We start from the raw sequence: 17,335 nt of genomic DNA, 5'->3' as shown, positions 1-17,335 counted from the left end.
TGAAAAATTATGCCAGTTATTTTAGATAGCAAAGATTTAAAAGCAATTGACAAAGAATTTGCCGCAGGTTCGCAAGTTTGGGATTTATTGAAAGGTGGAGCTGCTGCAGTAACTGAAGCGGATTTTGTAGGCGCAAAAGAAGTCCGCATCAACAAAATGAAAGGTTTTACTGCTAGTGATTATAAACGTAACGAAGACAATAAACGTTCTAAAATTGATGTGGCAAAAGAAACGTTCAAATTAGAGAAAGAGCGTTGGTTTGGTTATGACTTAGACACATTAGATCAATCAGAAAATGCTTCCTACGAAGTTCAAGCGCTTGTGGAAGAGCATACTCGTTTAATTGCGATTCCTGAAAAAGATCGAACTGCTGTACAACGCTTATTAGAAGCGGCATTTGCTGAGGCTGCGGATGATGATAGCGAAGGAAAATACGTTGGAAAAACGGTAAAAGAAACCATTACTACAGAAAACTCTTTAGCTTCTTATGACGCAGCAGAAGCGTATATGACAGATGCAGAAATTGTCGGTCCGTTTATTATGTTTGCATCCACTGACTACTATTCAGCATTAAAAAATGCAAAAGGTGTTTCAAAAACATTTACTACGAACGAGCAACAAATTTCAGGTATTAACCGTAAAGTTGCGCAGTTAGACGGTTCCGATACTATTATTCAAAAAGTTGCAAAATCTCGTTTACAGGTAGATTCTACGAAGAAAATTAATTATATTCTTGTGCCTTTGATGGTTTGTTCGCCAGTTGAAAAATACAACTCTATTGATCTAATTCCAGCTTCACAAGACCGTGACGGCTACAGAGATACCATCAAAGGATTAAACTATTATGATGCTATCGTAACTGAAAAAGCTCGTCCTGCCATTTACGTTTCTTACGATTCAAAGTAAGCGCCCCGACCGTTAAAAAGGTAACACCAACGGCAGATGGGGCAGTTGTTGAAGCAGAGTAGGTGAAAAAATGACTCTTTCAGATTATCGCGTACTACTGGATATTTCAGAGGATACCTACGAAAAAGATAAGGCAAAAATTATCAAAATCTGGGACATTACTGAAAAACAGCTGCGAGTAAAATTGAAAGCTGATAAAATACCAGAAAAATTGGACTATATTGTTCCGTCAATTGTAGTGAAACGATATAACCGTTTAGGTTTTGAAGGCATGGAACAACACTCTCAATCAGAAGAAACAATCTCTTATAATTTGGATGACTTCGGGGAATTTCAAGATGAGATTAACGATTATCTTGAAGAACAAGGCTTGATTCGTAAAAGGAAGGTGTCCTTTTTATGAGAACATGTATTGATTACTACAACAAAAAACACGAGCTAATTTCGGAAAAACTGATAGGTAATGTAACCGAAGTCGGAACGGAAAAACAAATGACCATTTTCCCTAACATAAAGGAGCAGATGGTCATTTTTCGTTTTAGAGACCGCCTAGCTATTCGTTCAGGATTTCTTGAATACTACGACGAAGAAGAACAAAAAAATCGAAAATTTACCGTTGTTAAAAATTTGCGTGTTAGCAAAGGAACTTCGGTTTATGGAAGCGAATATCGATGACTTACCGAGTAGATATTTCAGGATTGGATGATTTAATCGAAGCGATTGAAGAAGCGAAAAAGCTAGACGATGTAAAAGAGGTCGTCAAAAATGATACTGCTTATATGGCAAATCAAATTGCAGAAGAAACACCAGTCAGAAGTGGATACTTAAAACGAAGTGAGACACCTTCTATTAAAGATGACGGAATGACTGGCGAAGTTGAAGCGATGGCTGACTATTCAGCATATGTAGAATATGGAACGCGTTATATGTACGGACGTTTCTATATGAAAAAAGGGCAAACAGCAGCAGCTAAAAGATTTCTTGATAATATGGAGGCGTTAGTAAAATGACCTTTAAAGACCCGTATTCAGAACTTTACGAAGCGTTATTTGTCACTTTGGAGCAAACAGGCTATGAAACCTATGGGCATTTGCCAGATGACGACGCTTCTTACCCGTTTGTTTTCTTAGGTGAACAATGGTCTAAGGATAGACAAACAAAAACAAGAACGTTAGGTTCAACAAATATTATGATTCATGTTTATGATCATGACGACAAACGTCGAGAATTAAATCAAGTATTAGCCGATGTGCGAAAAATCGTTCATGAATTGCATCAGACTAAGAACTTTAATTGGTTAGTGACAGAAAGTAGCACAGAAGTAATTTATGAAAATACAACCAATTTTGGTACGAGCCTTGCACACGGTGTACTTGACATCACGTTAGAATTTGAATAAGAAAGAAGGAAACTCGAAATGGAAAAAGCAATTCAAGGTAAAAAAATTAAGTTAATGTTTCGACTAACACGTGAACGTGCGACAACAGCAGCGAAGTTATTAGCTTTAGAAATTTCACACGAATATAAGTCAGAAACAAAAACAGATACACAATCAACAAAAGACGGGAATGTTCCTACCTCAGGAATGCCGTCAGCTTCCATAGAAATGGAATTTTTACGGACAGGCACAGAAACTTACAACATGTTGAAATATGCGTATCGTAACGGGCTAGAAATTGATGTATGGCGCATTAATTTTGATAAAAAAGACCCGAAAACAGGAAAATACGAAGCGGAATTTGGCACAGGCTTGTTGGATTCATTCGGAGATTCTGCCGAGTCCGATTCTAATTCAAGTATTAAACCAACTCTAGTTTTAAATGGTGACCTAGTAGAAGGTTGGGCAACGGTTGACGCCGAAAATGAAGAACTTGCGCGTGCTTTCTTCTACGACACAGTGGCTGGTGCGGAACCAGAAGAGCCTGTAGAAAAATACACACCAAAAACAATTGAAGTACCTAAAGTTGAAAGTGTAACGCCGATATCAGATGGCGCCGTTGTAAAAGTGAAGGAGGAAGAATAATCATGGCAATTATTTATCGTATTTACAAAGGTAGTGAAAAAGTAGTTGAAGGAGCAAGTCCATTAACTATTACAGGACTTGATGCAGGAGCAAAAGTAGCAGCAGGAACGTACCATATTGTACGTGTGCAAGATGAAAAAGAATCTGAAAAAGTAGCTATTCCAGCTTTTACCGTATTGGCGGGGCGCTCTTTGGAAAATAAACCAACAGAAGCAAATACTATTCCTGAAATCAAAGAATGGTTAACCGCTCACGGTATTGATTTTACAGGAAAAACAACGAAAACAGATTTATTAGCATTAGTACCATAATTAAAAATCAGGAAGTAGGCGGCAATGTGAAGGCATTGTCGCTTTTTTAGGAGGAATTTTACATGTCAACAAACGTAAAACCTGTCGCAACAATTAACGGAAAAAAATATCCTTTGATTTTCGGTTTTAAATTTTTAAACGAAATTAACGCATTAAAACCTGACGTTGAAGAAGTAGACGGCTTCGTTCAATTGGTTGGTGGGTTACAAGATGGCGACGCTTTTGCCTTTCAAAAATTAATGCACGCAGCGTTAATTACTTATGATGACTTAACAACGAAAGAAATTGACGACTACTTAGAAACGTCGGAAGAGGCTTTAACGTTGTTTGAAAATTTTATCTCTTTCTTGGAGCAAGCACCGTTAACGGCTCTTCGGACGAAAAAATCACTAGAAGCAATCAAAAAAATCATAGCTTACATGGAACAGATACAAGCCAATCAACAAGAAACGACAGCCTAGATTATGACGAAATAGTTGTCACTTGTTTTCAACATTTCCCCAATATCACTTTAAAAGAAATTGAGCGTATGACTCCTTATGAATTTAATTTACGGATAAAAGCTGTAAATTTACGTGCAATTAACGAAGAAAGGAAACTATACGTTAACGCATTAGCTACACGTATTTTTACAACACCAGATGAAAAAGGGCAACGCTATATTTTTAACGAAGTGAAAGATGTCTATGACTTTGAAAAGCTTGAACGCGATGTGCGAGGGGAAATCTCGCAACGAGAAGTGGAAAAGCTAAGTGAGCTAGAAGAAAACGCTCGTCGATTAGAACAAGCAAGAAAAATTGTTGAGGAAAGGAGGAAACAACGTGACACAAAGTAAAACGGTAACAGCCATACTTACAGCACGTGATAACAATTTTACCAGTGCGATGAATGGCGCTGTGTCTTCGCTAAAAAAACTTAATTCAAATGCTTCTGATATTCCTAGTAATTTGAATACAGTGAATGGTGCGATGAAAAGTTTCGGTGATAAAACCGCAAGTATCGGCCAAAGCATTGAAAAAGTCGGCGGTTCGATGACTAAAGGTATTACACTCCCAATTGCGGGTGCCGTTGGCGCAGTAACAACCGCAGCGGTAAAATGGGAAAGTGCCTTTACTGGAGTTAAAAAGACCAACGATGAGATGGTCGATTCTAACGGTAAAGTCATTTATTCTTATGATGATTTAGAAAAAGGCCTTAGAGATTTAGCAAAAGAATTACCCACTAGTCATGAAGAAATTGCAAAAGTAGCAGAAGCAGCTGGACAGTTAGGAATAAAAACTGATAAAGTTGTCGGATTTACTAAAACAATGATCGATATGGGCGAATCAACAAATATGTCTGCAGATACAGCGGCTACATCCCTAGCTCGTTTTGCTAACATTACGCAAATGTCACAAGATAAATTTAGCAATCTTGGTTCAGCGATAGTTGACTTAGGTAATAATTTAGCGACTACCGAATCAGAGATTACAGAGATGGGCTTACGTTTAGCAGGTGCAGGAAAACAAATTGGCATGACCGAAGGAGACATTGTAGGTTTTGCGGCGGCGTTATCATCTGTTGGTATAGAAGCCGAAGCGGGCGGATCGGCATTCTCTAGATTAATGGTACAAATGCAATTAGCAACTGAAACAGGAGTTGAAGCTTTTGCGCCTCTGAAACAAGCAGTAGCAGAGCAAGGCGTGTCTTGGGAATCTTTTGTGCATGCTGTAAACTGGGGTGGAAAAGAACTGACGGCAGTTTCTAAGCAAATGGGAATACCTACCTCAGAATTAAAGAAAATGTATAAAGAAGCTAGCAAAGCATCAGGTAGTCTGGAAGATTTTGCAAATGTAACAGGTCGAACTAGTGAAGAGTTTGCACAATTATTCAAAAGCAATCCATCTCAAGCACTAATTGAATTTATCCAGGGCTTAAAAGACTCGGAAAAACACGGAATATCAGCTATTAAAGTGCTCGACGATATGGGAATTACAGAAGTTAGATTACGTGATAGTTTATTACGTGCAGCCAATGCAAGTGATGTCTTTGAAGGGGCTGTAAAACGAGGTAACGAAGCGTTTAACGAAAATACAGCTCTAGCAGAAGAAGCTGGTAAACGATACGGAACTACAGAATCACAGTTAAAGATTTTACGTGGTCAATTAAATGATGTAGCAATTACGTTTGGCGGTCCATTAGTAGCCGCATTAAATAGTGCGATAAGTGCTGCTAAGCCTATGATTGAAGCTTTAGCAAATATGGCAGAAGCTTTTGCATCAGCTGATCCAAAAACGCAAGAGTTCATTTTGAAAATGGCTGCGTTAGCCGCTTCTGCTGGCCCTGTGTTAAAAGTTTTTGGGAAAATGACAAGATTTTTCGGCAAAACGATTTCGACAATGTTTGAAACCGCAGGGAATATTGATAGCAAGTGGCAGCAATTTATTACTAAACCTATTGTTAATGGCTCTGGTAGTGCATTACAAGCTGTAAAAGGGTTTGTTTCTAAATATAAATCAAATCTAGCAGGGCTTGAAAGCGCAGGAGTTAATGTAAATGTATTAACAAGATTTACCACGTTAGGAGAGACTATTTCAGGTCTTTTTCCTACGCTAGATACATTTAGAGCAAATCTACGAGCAAGTCAAAGACAGCTAAATATGCTAGGGGAAGGGAATAAAGTTACTAACTTTTTCCGTTCTTTTTCTGCTTCTTTACAATTATCTAACAGCAAATTAGCGAAATTTGCCTCTGTTGTTATTAATCCTGTAGGGTCGCTAAGAAACCTATCCTCTGCAGCTGGCAAATCGGGAACGGTTTTATCAGGGCTTGGCGTAGCCACCTCAAAAGCAGGTGGAGGTTTTAGAACATTTGCGGTAACGGGTATACGATCTATAGCTAGTTTAACAGGAGCTATGTTGAGCAATCCCATAACAGCAATTTTAGTAGCAATAACCGCTACGATAGTTGGTGTAGTGCAAGCTTGGAAATCCAATTTTATGAACATTCAAGGCTACGTGAAAACTGCTTTTAGCGGAATAGTAAAATCGTTTAAAAGTGTACTTCCTAGCTCTGCGAGTGTTACTAAAACAATAAAAGGATTAGGAAATACATTTAAATGGTTAGGTACTGGCGCAATTGTTGGTGTCACTTTTGCAATAGCAGGTTTTGTAGATGGCTTACGTACTATCGTTACTGTAGGAAAAACGGTAGTAAATGCAATAATGGCAATTTCAAACGGTGTAAAAGGACTTTGGAAACGATTAAAAGGCGATTCTAAAGGTGCTGATAAAGCATTTAAAGATATGAAGAAAAGCTTATCTGATATTGAAAAAGATTGGGATACAATGTTTTCTGATTCTGCCTTAAAAAAAGCTGCTAAAAGCACCGAAGAATTAGGTAAAAAGTCCAAAGACACTACTAAAGCAATTTCGTTAAATATGGAAGAATCCTCTTCAAGTGTTGAAAATTATTCTTCAAAACTTGATGAAGCTAAACAGGCAATGACTGAACTTTTCTCACAGCAAAATGGTAGTACGGCTGGCGTAGAAACTTATTTCAAGAATACACTTGATTTAGTTACGAATTTAAAGGAACAACAGAAAAAGGCTGTTGAAACCTATAACAAGCAAATTGAAGCGGCAGAAGGAAAATCAGAAGCAGAGAAGCAAAAGATTTTTGCCAATGCTTCAAGCCAGTATATGAAAGCTGTTCAAACGAATAATAGTGATTTATTGAAGGTATATACTGATTATTCTAACCAATTGAAGAATAATAAAACAGTAGAGGGTCAAGAATTGACAGAACAGCAAAGAGCTACTTTGCAAAATCAAACGAATATTATTCGTGATCAATTATTACAACAGAACCAACAATTTGTTGAGGCTGGTATGAATAAGTTGGCTAATAAACAAGCATTAAGCGAGCAAGAAAAAGAACAAACTTTGACAAGCTTGCGAACGCTTGGGGAAATTCAAGCGCAACAAGTGCAAGAAAATAACGCCCAAATTCAGCAACTAGAAACACAAAAGAACCAAGCAAAAACAGAATCTGAAAAAGCAGCTTTCCAAAATCAAATTACACAATTACAAACGCAAAATGCTCAAATACGACAAAGTGAATTAGAGCAAGGAGCTCAACTTCTATCGATTATTTCACAAAATGGTGCAAATAAAATTGCAGTGACAGCTGATAATTTAGCACAACTTAAAGGCGTTACAGACCAACAGCTTTTAGGCATTTATCAATCTTATGTAAATAATGGTGCTAGCATTGACCAACAAATGGCTTTATTGGCAGGAATGCTACGTCAACGAGGGATTGATGGCTCTAACGGACTGGTTCAGGGATTGCAAAGTAATGATCCAACGAAGTGGGCGAATATGTCAAGAGCTGACATTGTGAATACTTTACAAGCGTTGCCTCCTGACTTATTTAGAAATGGTCAAGACGGGAAAAACCAGTTAATTGATGGATTAAACTCTGGAAAAACACAACTTAATAATGTTGGTAAAGAATTGATGTCTTCGATGAATAGTGGTCAATCTTCGCAAAAATCTAATTCTAAGAAAGCTGCCGCTGATAATAGTAGTGCAGCTGCTTCTGGAACAAGAAGTAAAAGTAATGAACATAAAAATGCTGGTAAAAGCAATGCTCAACAGACAAATGCTGGAATGAATTCTGAAAAAGGAAATGCGAAGAATTCTGGAAGTCAGCTAGGTGCGGCAACAATTCAAGGATATTTAACTCAGTTACCCCCTGCAAATAATGCTGGAAGGTCTTTAGGAAATGCGGTAAGTCAGGGTGCAGGTTCTGTAGATATGAGCCCTGTAGGTTCAAATATGGCTAGAGGTGTTGCTTCTGGTATTCGTGCAAGTCAGGGCGAAGCAGTGGCTGCTATGCAAAATTTAGTAGCCGCCGTTAATGCAGAAGCACAGAAAAAAGCAAAAATTAAATCACCATCACGCCTATTGAAATATGATGTTGGTGTTTTCCTTGCACAAGGTGTAGCTGCAGGTATTCGAGAAGATACGTCGGTTGCCGTACAAAGTGCAAAAGATATGATTTCAAGTATTCATCAATCTATTACGGATAGCCGTTTGATGAAACGTTCAAATGCAATTGAGGTAAAACACTCTATAGATAATACGCCAATGGGAAAAATGGTAGAAATTTTAGAAGAAATACGACATTTAACTGTCGTGATGGATACTGGCCAAGTAGTGGGAGCGCTAGGTAGCCCAATGAATCTTAATTTAGCAGAACAACAAAAGCAAGATGGGAGGTATCGTAGTTGATTGAAATTGTAGAATATATGGCCAAAGGTCGTTTTAATAGCAAAGAACATGGTTTCTACATTATTGAACACGATGCTCCTTCAGCGGAAGAAGTGGAAATTATTGAACAGATCCCTTTCATGCAAGGTCAGTATGATTTTTCCATGCTTACAGGAGAACGAATTTTTAGTAATCGCATTGTCACTGTTACTTTTTGGCGACCTAATACGCCATACGAAGAACGAAAGGCATTAGAGGCGAAAGTAAAAGAAGAGTTGATGATGGATGGAATTGATTACATTGATGATTCTTGGTTACGTTCAGGGCTTCGCTGGTATGGAAAATGCAAAAGTGTGAAAGCAGAAGATGACTCGTCAAGTAATTCATTAACGTTAACCGTAGAATTTGACGTGTATCCTTTTGCTTTAAGGGAAAATATTTCTTATTCCGATGTCTTTGACGAGGACTATTTCACAGACGATAGCGCCGACAATTGGACAGGCTACTATATTCACGGAAAAAGAGAAATTTTTCTTATCAATATGGGAGCGAATGCTTCTAGTCCAACAATAAAGGCAACGTCTACAATGCAATTAACTACTGATGACGGAACAACAATAAAAGTTCCGAAAGGCGAATCGCAAGATTATTTCTTTAAATTAAAAAGAGGGACCAACCACTTAACTATTTATGGCGAAGGTCATATCTCTTTCTTTATGTCTAGTGAGGTGATGGTCTAATGTATCGAGTATTATTGTTTGATAATCCGAACAGAAAGAATCCAAAGATTGTTCATGAGCCATATAGCTATGGTGAGAAAATCAAAGATAGTGAAGTATATTTATCGCTTAACGGATTAGGAATTTCTACTTTTGAATTTACCTTTAATATTAACAATAAATACTATCAAAAGATTGAGCCGATTATTCACTTTATCCAGATTCTGGATGTTACAAGAAATAAAGAAATTTTTTATGGTAGAGTTGCTAAAATCACGAATAAAATGGAAGCATCAGGAAGCTTTTCTCAAACTCTTTTAGCGGAGGATGAGAAAGCTTTTTTATATGATTCTGTTCAAACCTATATGAAACCAACACGGATGACTGTATCTGCTTATTTACAAAAAATACTCGATGCACACAATAAACAAGTTGAAGCGCATAAGCAGTTTCGGCTTGGTGAAGTGAATGTTGTAGATAATGGGGACTTGCTAAGAGGATTAGGCTATCAAAGTACAGCGGATACCATTAAAGAAAAATTGTTGGATAGGCTGGGCGGTACGTTAACACTTCGACGCGTTGGAAATATAAATTATTTAGATTATCTATCTAATTATGGTGTGAACAGTGAAACTCCTTTACAGTTAACCAAAAATCTAAAAAGTGCTACTCGAGATATTGATATTTCTGAATTGTTTACAAGGATTGTGCCCGTCGGTCAAGATATTGAAGATACGTCAAATACTGATATTGAAGTGGGAACAGATTTTTCACGACCTAAATACACCATCGAAAAAGTAAATGGCGGTAAGAATTACCTTGATGATGAAGCGTTAATCAAAAAATTTGGATTAAACACGGGTATTGTAGAATTTTCAAATGTCAAAGACCCATCAATTTTAAAACGTCGAGGGTTGCAATGGCTAAAAGACCAAAGCTTGATGCTGGTAACTTGGACAGTTGAAGCCATTGAGTTAGGGCTATTGGATAAACGGTATGAATTAATCACTTTAGGAAACAGTTATAAAGTAGATAATCAATTTATTTATGCTGTAGAACGATTACAAGTGATTGAGAAAAAATTTAGTATTTTAGAACCGCAAAAGGTTACTTTGACTATTGGTTCGAAAAAGAAAAAACTGACCGATTATCAAAACGAAATAAAAGCTATTCAATCCAATTTAGTAAACGTAAAAAAATTTGCGACGGCAGGAGTTCAAAACATATCAGAGTTGATAAAAAGACAGGAAGAATTTGACAATGATTTATCTGTTCAAAGTAGTAAAGTTAGTTCTTTGGAAGACTTAACCAGTGAATTATCAACAACCGTGACAGAATCGACGGAAGCCTTTAAACAATTAGCAAGTGATTTAACAAATACAGTCGAATCTGTAGGTACTGCTCAAACTGAGATGAAAAAGGCGTTAGACGATTTAATTAAGCGCGTAGAGAAATTAGAAAAATAAGAGAGGTGAGACGGTTGGCACAAGAATTTAAGGATACTCGACCAACAAATGAACCAAATACAACAGTTGATTATCAAGACCCGACCGATGTCGATGAGGTGCAAGATGAAATAAAAAACGGTGTGATTGATCCTATTTCTCAAACGTTCGCTTTGTGGATTCGAACAAAGATGTATCGACGACATGTTCGAGAATCTTTAGCTCGTATGATGGAGTATACCAGTGTTTTATTTAATAAAATAAAGGCTATTTCTGAAAATACAGAAAAACGCCAATCTAAAGTAGAACAACGTCAAACCAATTTAGAGGAACGTTTTAAAGATGTAATCGCAAATGCTACAACAGATAGCGAAGTTATCGATGCTCGAAGTAGTGAACGTTTGGGGAATTTTAAAACGTTGGATGAACGGCTAGAATATTTTGAAAATATTATTGCTTCTGTAATTCCAGTTGGTTTTGATGTAACTATTGTTCACAATTTAGGAGCTCAACCAGTCGTTAATGTTCGTACTTGGACACATGGTATAGGTGTACTGCCTTTAGGTACAGAACCAACAGGGTTATTTGGCGGTAGTGCTTCTCAATCAATTCAAAGCACTGTAAGACATGTTAATTCTTCAGAGTGCATTGTATCTATTCCTTTGGATTATACAACGGAATTTTTACCAGTAAAAATTAATGAATATAAATATTTACTTATAGATGAAAAAAATAGTCGATCCATAGTGTTTGATTTAATTATATAGAAAGGATGTTGAGAATATGGAATTAACCAGAATTTATCGAGGGATGGAGAACGGAGCAGAAGCTATTGAAGAAAATTTTGATAGTCTTGAAAAGTTACTAAATAAGTTATCTGAAACAAATATTTTAAATGTAGGTAAAAAAGTTTGGTCAGGAGCATGGTATATGGGGGAAAATCAATCAATTAATCCGAGTTTACCATTGGATCAATGTCTTTCTGGCTGGTTATTTTTATATCAACCATATAACACAAGTACAAGCCTAGGAGACAATTGGGATTTGAACTATGTATTTGTTCCAAAAACGCATATAGTGGAATTTGGAGGTCGTGCGGTTGTTCATCATTTAGAAACATTGAATGGAGCAAAATACAACAAATATATTTATATAAGCAATACGCAAATTTTAGGCCATAAAAATAATAATACTGCTTCAAAAACTTTTGTATTGACACGGGTGTATGCAATTTAAGAAAGGAGAAAGTTAGCTATGAAAATTTGGATTGAAAATAGAATTGGCTATTTAGAAGGTTATTCTACAATGGAACAACCAGATAATGTTGAGCTTGAAGTGAAAAAAGAACCGTTTGATTTTATGAATTGGCGTTATGATGGCGCACAATTGATTCATGATCCAGAAAATGCACCACAACCAGAGCCAACACCACCAACCGACATTGAGGTATTACAAGCCGAAAATGCGGAATTAAAACAATTGAATTCAAAACTCATGGTTAATGACGTGAATTTAAAAAAAGAGCTTTCAGAAGTAACGAAAAAAGCAGATAATTTTGCGCAAATTAGTGCAAAATCAATGCTTGCGATTAATCAATTAACCAATCAGGTAAAAGAAATTAACGAAAAATTAGCAGAAGGAGTGGAATAAAATGTTTACATTTGATGACATTAAAATGATGTATGACTGGGGCTGTTTTACAGATGAACAAGTAATGGAGTTTGTCCCACTTTGCATTACAGAAAAAGAAGCGAAAGAAATTGTCGGAAAGTAGGTAAGTAGGTTTGGCGTTATTTGATTTTTTGGAGCGTTTTGTAGCAGACCCAGATTATAAAGCAGTATATGTTTTAATGTTGATTTGTATTGCAATGACTATTGATTTTATTAGCGGCACTATCGCAGCCAAGATAAATCCAGAAATTGAGTTTAAAAGTAAAATAGGGATCAACGGAATATTAAGGAAAGTAGCAAGTATTGTCTTGCTGCTTTTTTTCATTCCCTTAGCACCGTTAGTACCTGGTGGCGCTGGTGTGGGGCTATTATATGTTCTGTATGTTGGCTATCTGATGATGGAAATTAAATCGATATTTGAGAACTATCAGAAGATGGGAGTAGTTACGGAGCTATTTGAAGATTTCATAAAAAATTTAAAAAATAAAAAATAGGAAGGTGTCTTTATGAAAAAAATTGTAACGTTGATTATTGTAGCGTTGGTAGCAGTTACTCCTTTAAATGTATTTGCTGCAAAAGGTGACCAAGGCGTTGACTGGGCGATTTATCAAGGCGAACAAGGTCGTTTTGGCTATGCGCATGATAAATTCGCTATTGCCCAGATTGGTGGCTACAATGCTAGTGGTATTTACGAGCAGTATACCTATAAAACGCAAGTAGCAAGTGCTATTGCCCAAGGCAAACGTGCGCATACCTACATTTGGTATGACACTTGGGGAAACATGGATATTGCGAAAACAACAATGGATTACTTCTTGCCGCGTATTCAAACGCCTAAAAATTCCATCGTTGCATTAGACTTTGAACATGGAGCGTTGGCTAGTGTTCCAGATGGATATGGAGGATATGTAAGTTCAGATGCCGAAAAAGCAGCAAATACAGAGACAATTTTGTACGGTATGCGCAGAATCAAACAGGCTGGCTATACTCCAATGTATTACAGCTATAAGCCATTTACACTAAATCATGTAAACTATCAACAAATCATCAAAGAGTTTCCTAACTCTTTATGGATTGCTGCGTATCCTATTGATGGTGTGTCACCAAATCCATTGTATGCTTATTTCCCAAGCATGGATGGTATTGGCATTTGGCAATTCACATCCGCTTATATTGCAGGTGGTTTAGATGGTAACGTAGATTTAACAGGAATTACGGATAGTGGTTATACAGATACCAATAAACCAGAAACGGACACGCCAGCAACAGATGCAGGTGAAGAAATCGAAAAAACACCGAATTCTGATGTTAAAGTTGGTGATACCGTCAAAGTAAAATTTAATGTCGATGCTTGGGCAACTGGTGAAGCTATTCCAGATTGGGTAAAAGGAAACAGCTACAAAGTGCAAGAAGTAACTGGAAGCAGAGTATTGCTAGAAGGTATCTTGTCATGGATTAGCAAAGGCGATATTGAATTGTTGCCAGATGCTACAACTGTTCCCAATAAGCAACCAGAAGCAACACACGTGGTTCAATATGGCGAAACATTATCGAGCATTGCGTACCAATACGGAACAAACTATCAAACATTGGCTGCATTAAATGGATTGACAAATCCAAATCTTATTTACCCTGGCCAAATTTTGAAAGTAAATGGATCAGTAGTAAGCAACATTTACACAGTTCAATACGGTGATAATTTATCAAGTATTGCAGCTAAGCTTGGTACGACTTATCAAACCTTAGCTGCATTAAACGGATTAGCAAATCCTAACTTGATTTATCCTGGTCAAACATTGAGCCATTGATTTTTTGCAAAATCAGTTGAAATTTAGAGGTAGCTCATTTACAATAGAGTTACCTTTTCATATTATGACTCTTTTCGATTTAGAAAAGAGGTGCTCCTATCTTATGACAAGTTCTTAGGTAGGAGCATTTTAATTTTACTAATAAGTAGCTTAGTTTAAAGCTATTGTATTACATAAGAAAACACCTACCACAGATGCACGTACTTCCCCAAGCAGTTGACTGTGCGGTAGGTGTTTTTTTTAGATTTTACTTGTTAATCATAACCGATTTTCTTTTTTTATAACAAGGTTAAGCTTGAATTTATGAAAAGGATAATGTGTACGGAATTTATCCTAATAAAAATAGAATTAGACTATTTCTAAGCTACTATTACTTGAGAACAGTTTCCTTTTAAATAAGTGGAAAAGTGTAGTATAGCTACTTTAGCGATATTCCTTAATATCCCAGTTCTAATTTAAAGCCAAACACAATTTTGTTAATAAGTCGTGAATGATTTTATTGGTTGAATTAACAAAACTAATTTGCTAGAATAATAAAGCAATTACTTGTAGTAAAAGACTACAGGCCCCTTGTATCATAATTGTGCAAGGGGGTTTTTGTATCGTATATTTATATTTCATGTCTAGAGTAGATGGATTATAACCTTTTTATAGTATTGGTCCATCATGTTTTAATACACTCATTTGCTTTATAGGAAATAGTATGGTATTATAAATAAGTAATCAATTTTGACATGTAACGAGAGCGCTATACATAAGACTATAATTCTCCTTTTGCTTATCAAACATTTTTTGCAACAAATCGCATACAGGGTATGCACAAGGAGGAAACATATATGAACAACGGTACAGTAAAGTGGTTTAACTCAGACAAAGGTTTTGGATTTATTACAGGTGAAGATGGCAATGATGTATTTGCTCATTTTTCAGCAATTCAAGCGGATGGTTTTAAGTCATTAGAAGAAGGACAAGCAGTAACTTTTGATATTGAAGAAGGACAGCGCGGTATGCAAGCTGTTAATATTTTTAAAGCATAATAAAGGTTTTGGTAAAACGTTCCAATTTAATTGGAACGTTTTTTTTATAAGATTAAATTGATAGGCTCTGAATGTTGAAAACGAAAGGAGATCATCATATGGGATTTGGAACATGGAAAGAAGTTATACCATCAGATAAAAGTAAACAGTTTGAAGAAGGACAGAAAGTATCATTTATTTACAGAAAAGAAATTAGAAGTGGTATAATAGCTGTTTTATTAATTAATTCAGCAGTAATTAATATTATAGACAGTTCTAAGCCAAAAAACAAAAAAGAAAAAACAGTAATTAGTTATGAGAAACTATTATCGATGTACCAATAAAAAGACCCTAGTTTAGATTAGGGTCTTTGTGTTAAACTTAAGACAAGGATTTATGGCATACTCTTTTTTCTAAACAGATTCTTTACATGTTAAAGGATCTGTTATTTTTTATTTAAAAATTGTTAGCTTAGCTAGTTAGAGCATACGGCTCATGACCATTAGGTTGATGGTTCGAATTTATCATAGTAGTTAAAACGAAATTATCTTGTGTATATAGAAAACACCTACTTAAGACGCACAATACTTCCCCAAGTTGTGTATGTTTAGTAGGTGTTTTTAATACAGTTGTATATTTGAATTATAAATAAAATACAATTGTTTTGTAAAATGAAAACTTGAAATTAAAAAAAGAAAGAGGTAAAATATCTTTACCAAACAATTTTATTTTTCATTTTATTACTACCTCTTGTCGCCTTACCCCAATGAGGCGGCTTTTTTTACATAAAAATATTGAACTCAAAAAATAGATATTGTAAAATATCTATACATATTTAAACTCTTATTTTTTCACGCAGACCGCCTTTTCTCAATAAGGTGGTCGTTTTTTTGTTGAAAATTGAAAATCAGTAAAGTAAAATTGTTATATATTAAGCTATAACTAGTAAGAACTATTTTATCCCCAATAAGCTAGTTATTACTTGGACCATTAGCTCAGCTGGTTAGAGCAAATGGCTCATGACTATTCGGTCGATGGTTCGAATTCATCATGGTCGATAATAGAATTAGACAGGTAGTGAATTATTTTGAAAAGAACAGGAATTCTCTTAGTGAATTTAGGAACACCAAAAGATTCTTCCAAGACGGAAGTAAGGAAGTATTTAAAAACTTTTTTATCAGATAGAAGAGTAATAAAAATACATCCTATAATTTGGAAACCGATTTTGAACGGTATTATCTTGAATATACGTCCAAAAAAATCAGCAAAACTCTATCAAAAAATTTGTACTGAAAATGGATTTCCTCTTTTGGAATATACTGAGAAACAAATGGAAAATTTGAAAAATATATGTCCAGAAGTGGAAGTTACAATTGGAATGTCATACAGTGAACCGAGTATAGAAACTGCTCTAGATACATTATTATCAAAAGAGATTGAAGAACTCAATGTCATACCAATGTATCCGCAATACTCTGGGACAACGGTAGGATCAGTGTTTGATTCCGTTATGAATTATTTTATAAAAAGTGATAGGATAGTGGATATTAAATTTATTCGATCATTTTACAATAATCCACAGTATATAGGTTACTTTTCAAAAAAAATAAATGAAGCTTTGAATGAAAGTCCAATAGATGCTATCGTTTTTTCATACCACGGAATTCCTATGTCTTATGTAAAAGATGGCGATAACTACCCGGAGGAATGTACTAAAACAACAAAATTAATAATGGATAAATTAGGAGATATTCCTTATTACCAAACCTATCAATCGAAATTTGGGCCATCTGAATGGTTAAAACCAGCAACTGATGATACCTTGAAAAAATTACCATCAAAAGGTATTAAAAATATATTAATTGTTGCACCAGGGTTTGTTGTAGACTGTCTAGAAACAATAGAAGAATTGGAACACGAAAACAGAAACTATTTTTTAGAAAATGGTGGGGAATTCTACAAATATGTTCATCCATTTAATGGGGATATTGAATTTGCAAAATTAGTAAAGGACATTATTTCTTTGTAGTAATTTGTTTCAGTTTTTTATTTTAGTTTGAATTTATTAAACAATTTATTCAGGTTTTGCACGAATATATTTACTGGTATAGCATATAGTAGAATTAAGCAAAAATTAAACGGCTTATCTCCAGTTCAGCATAGGAAATAAGCCGCTTAAAA

General features: G+C 35.7%; 21 protein-coding genes and 1 tRNA gene. All 22 read left to right on the top strand.

The window, feature by feature from the left end; genetic code table 11:
- The first annotated feature begins 9 nt into the window (after positions 1-9).
- The 22 genes from IGL32_RS08050 to hemH all read left to right on the top strand — a co-directional run bounded on the left by IGL32_RS08050 (position 10) and on the right by hemH (position 17,183).
- Positions 10-906 carry a hypothetical protein gene (locus IGL32_RS08050; RefSeq protein WP_002363368.1) on the top strand — a complete coding sequence of 299 codons (897 nt, stop codon included), beginning with the start codon at positions 10-12 and terminating at the stop codon, positions 904-906.
- A 70-nt stretch (positions 907-976) separates the two neighbouring features.
- On the top strand, positions 977-1,309 hold the full coding sequence (locus IGL32_RS08045) for a phage head-tail connector protein (protein WP_002363369.1): 333 nt from the start codon (positions 977-979) through the stop codon (positions 1,307-1,309).
- Complete coding sequence (locus tag IGL32_RS08040; protein ID WP_002378454.1) at positions 1,306-1,581, top strand: hypothetical protein; 276 nt, start codon at positions 1,306-1,308, stop codon at positions 1,579-1,581. Before IGL32_RS08045 ends, IGL32_RS08040 begins: the two co-directional genes overlap by 4 nt.
- The gene (locus IGL32_RS08035; protein WP_002388190.1) at positions 1,578-1,916 is read left to right on the top strand and encodes an HK97-gp10 family putative phage morphogenesis protein; all 339 of its coding nucleotides are present in this window, start codon (positions 1,578-1,580) and stop codon (positions 1,914-1,916) included. The genes IGL32_RS08040 and IGL32_RS08035 overlap by 4 nt, the downstream gene beginning before the upstream one ends.
- A complete protein-coding gene (gp17, locus tag IGL32_RS08030; protein ID WP_002363373.1) occupies positions 1,913-2,305 on the top strand; it encodes a tail completion protein gp17 in 393 nt (130 codons plus the stop codon). Before IGL32_RS08035 ends, gp17 begins: the two co-directional genes overlap by 4 nt.
- A gap of 18 nt (positions 2,306-2,323) precedes the next feature.
- On the top strand, positions 2,324-2,929 hold the full coding sequence (locus tag IGL32_RS08025; protein WP_002388189.1) for a phage major tail protein, TP901-1 family: 606 nt from the start codon (positions 2,324-2,326) through the stop codon (positions 2,927-2,929).
- A gap of 2 nt (positions 2,930-2,931) precedes the next feature.
- Positions 2,932-3,240 (top strand): hypothetical protein, encoded by a 309-nt coding sequence (locus tag IGL32_RS08020; protein WP_002388188.1) that lies wholly within the window; start codon positions 2,932-2,934, stop codon positions 3,238-3,240.
- 62 nt (positions 3,241-3,302) lie between these two features.
- Positions 3,303-3,701 (top strand): tail assembly chaperone, encoded by a 399-nt coding sequence (locus IGL32_RS08015; RefSeq protein ID WP_002388187.1) that lies wholly within the window; start codon positions 3,303-3,305, stop codon positions 3,699-3,701.
- 68 nt (positions 3,702-3,769) lie between these two features.
- On the top strand, positions 3,770-4,075 hold the full coding sequence (locus IGL32_RS08010; protein ID WP_002364305.1) for a hypothetical protein: 306 nt from the start codon (positions 3,770-3,772) through the stop codon (positions 4,073-4,075).
- Positions 4,062-8,516, top strand: a complete 4,455-nt coding sequence (locus tag IGL32_RS08005; protein WP_002398616.1) for a phage tail tape measure protein — start codon at positions 4,062-4,064, stop codon at positions 8,514-8,516. Before IGL32_RS08010 ends, IGL32_RS08005 begins: the two co-directional genes overlap by 14 nt.
- Positions 8,513-9,235 (top strand): hypothetical protein, encoded by a 723-nt coding sequence (locus IGL32_RS08000; protein ID WP_002363380.1) that lies wholly within the window; start codon positions 8,513-8,515, stop codon positions 9,233-9,235. The genes IGL32_RS08005 and IGL32_RS08000 overlap by 4 nt, the downstream gene beginning before the upstream one ends.
- Entirely contained in the window at positions 9,235-10,680 is a 1,446-nt protein-coding gene (locus tag IGL32_RS07995) for a phage tail spike protein (protein ID WP_002378447.1), read from the top strand. Before IGL32_RS08000 ends, IGL32_RS07995 begins: the two co-directional genes overlap by 1 nt.
- A 5-nt stretch (positions 10,681-10,685) precedes the next feature.
- Positions 10,686-11,426, top strand: a complete 741-nt coding sequence (locus tag IGL32_RS07990) for a hypothetical protein (protein ID WP_002363383.1) — start codon at positions 10,686-10,688, stop codon at positions 11,424-11,426.
- Positions 11,427-11,442: 16 nt separating this feature from the next.
- A complete protein-coding gene (locus IGL32_RS07985) occupies positions 11,443-11,895 on the top strand; it encodes a hypothetical protein (RefSeq protein WP_002363384.1) in 453 nt (150 codons plus the stop codon).
- Positions 11,896-11,913: 18 nt separating this feature from the next.
- The gene (locus IGL32_RS07980; protein WP_002363385.1) at positions 11,914-12,309 is read left to right on the top strand and encodes a hypothetical protein; all 396 of its coding nucleotides are present in this window, start codon (positions 11,914-11,916) and stop codon (positions 12,307-12,309) included.
- A 1-nt stretch (position 12,310) separates the two neighbouring features.
- A complete protein-coding gene (locus IGL32_RS07975) occupies positions 12,311-12,433 on the top strand; it encodes an XkdX family protein (protein ID WP_002368228.1) in 123 nt (40 codons plus the stop codon).
- Positions 12,434-12,443: 10 nt separating this feature from the next.
- Positions 12,444-12,824 carry a phage holin family protein gene (locus tag IGL32_RS07970; protein ID WP_002378446.1) on the top strand — a complete coding sequence of 127 codons (381 nt, stop codon included), beginning with the start codon at positions 12,444-12,446 and terminating at the stop codon, positions 12,822-12,824.
- Positions 12,825-12,836: 12 nt separating this feature from the next.
- Positions 12,837-14,138, top strand: coding sequence for a LysM peptidoglycan-binding domain-containing protein (locus IGL32_RS07965; protein WP_002388176.1), 1,302 nt, complete (start codon positions 12,837-12,839; stop codon positions 14,136-14,138).
- A gap of 836 nt (positions 14,139-14,974) precedes the next feature.
- Positions 14,975-15,175, top strand: a complete 201-nt coding sequence (locus IGL32_RS07960) for a cold-shock protein (RefSeq protein ID WP_002357053.1) — start codon at positions 14,975-14,977, stop codon at positions 15,173-15,175.
- A gap of 71 nt (positions 15,176-15,246) precedes the next feature.
- Entirely contained in the window at positions 15,247-15,498 is a 252-nt protein-coding gene (locus IGL32_RS07955; RefSeq protein WP_002364188.1) for a hypothetical protein, read from the top strand.
- Between the two features lie 640 nt (positions 15,499-16,138).
- Positions 16,139-16,212 (top strand) — tRNA-Ile (locus IGL32_RS07950).
- 29 nt (positions 16,213-16,241) lie between these two features.
- Complete coding sequence (gene hemH / locus IGL32_RS07945) at positions 16,242-17,183, top strand: ferrochelatase (protein WP_002357056.1); 942 nt, start codon at positions 16,242-16,244, stop codon at positions 17,181-17,183.
- Positions 17,184-17,335: the final 152 nt, after the last annotated feature.

The organism is Enterococcus sp. AZ035 (assembly GCF_050548325.1).
GTDB lineage: Bacteria > Bacillota > Bacilli > Lactobacillales > Enterococcaceae > Enterococcus > Enterococcus faecalis.
Note: the sequence above shows the minus strand (reverse complement) of the source record. Positions and strands in the feature narration are given on the sequence as shown.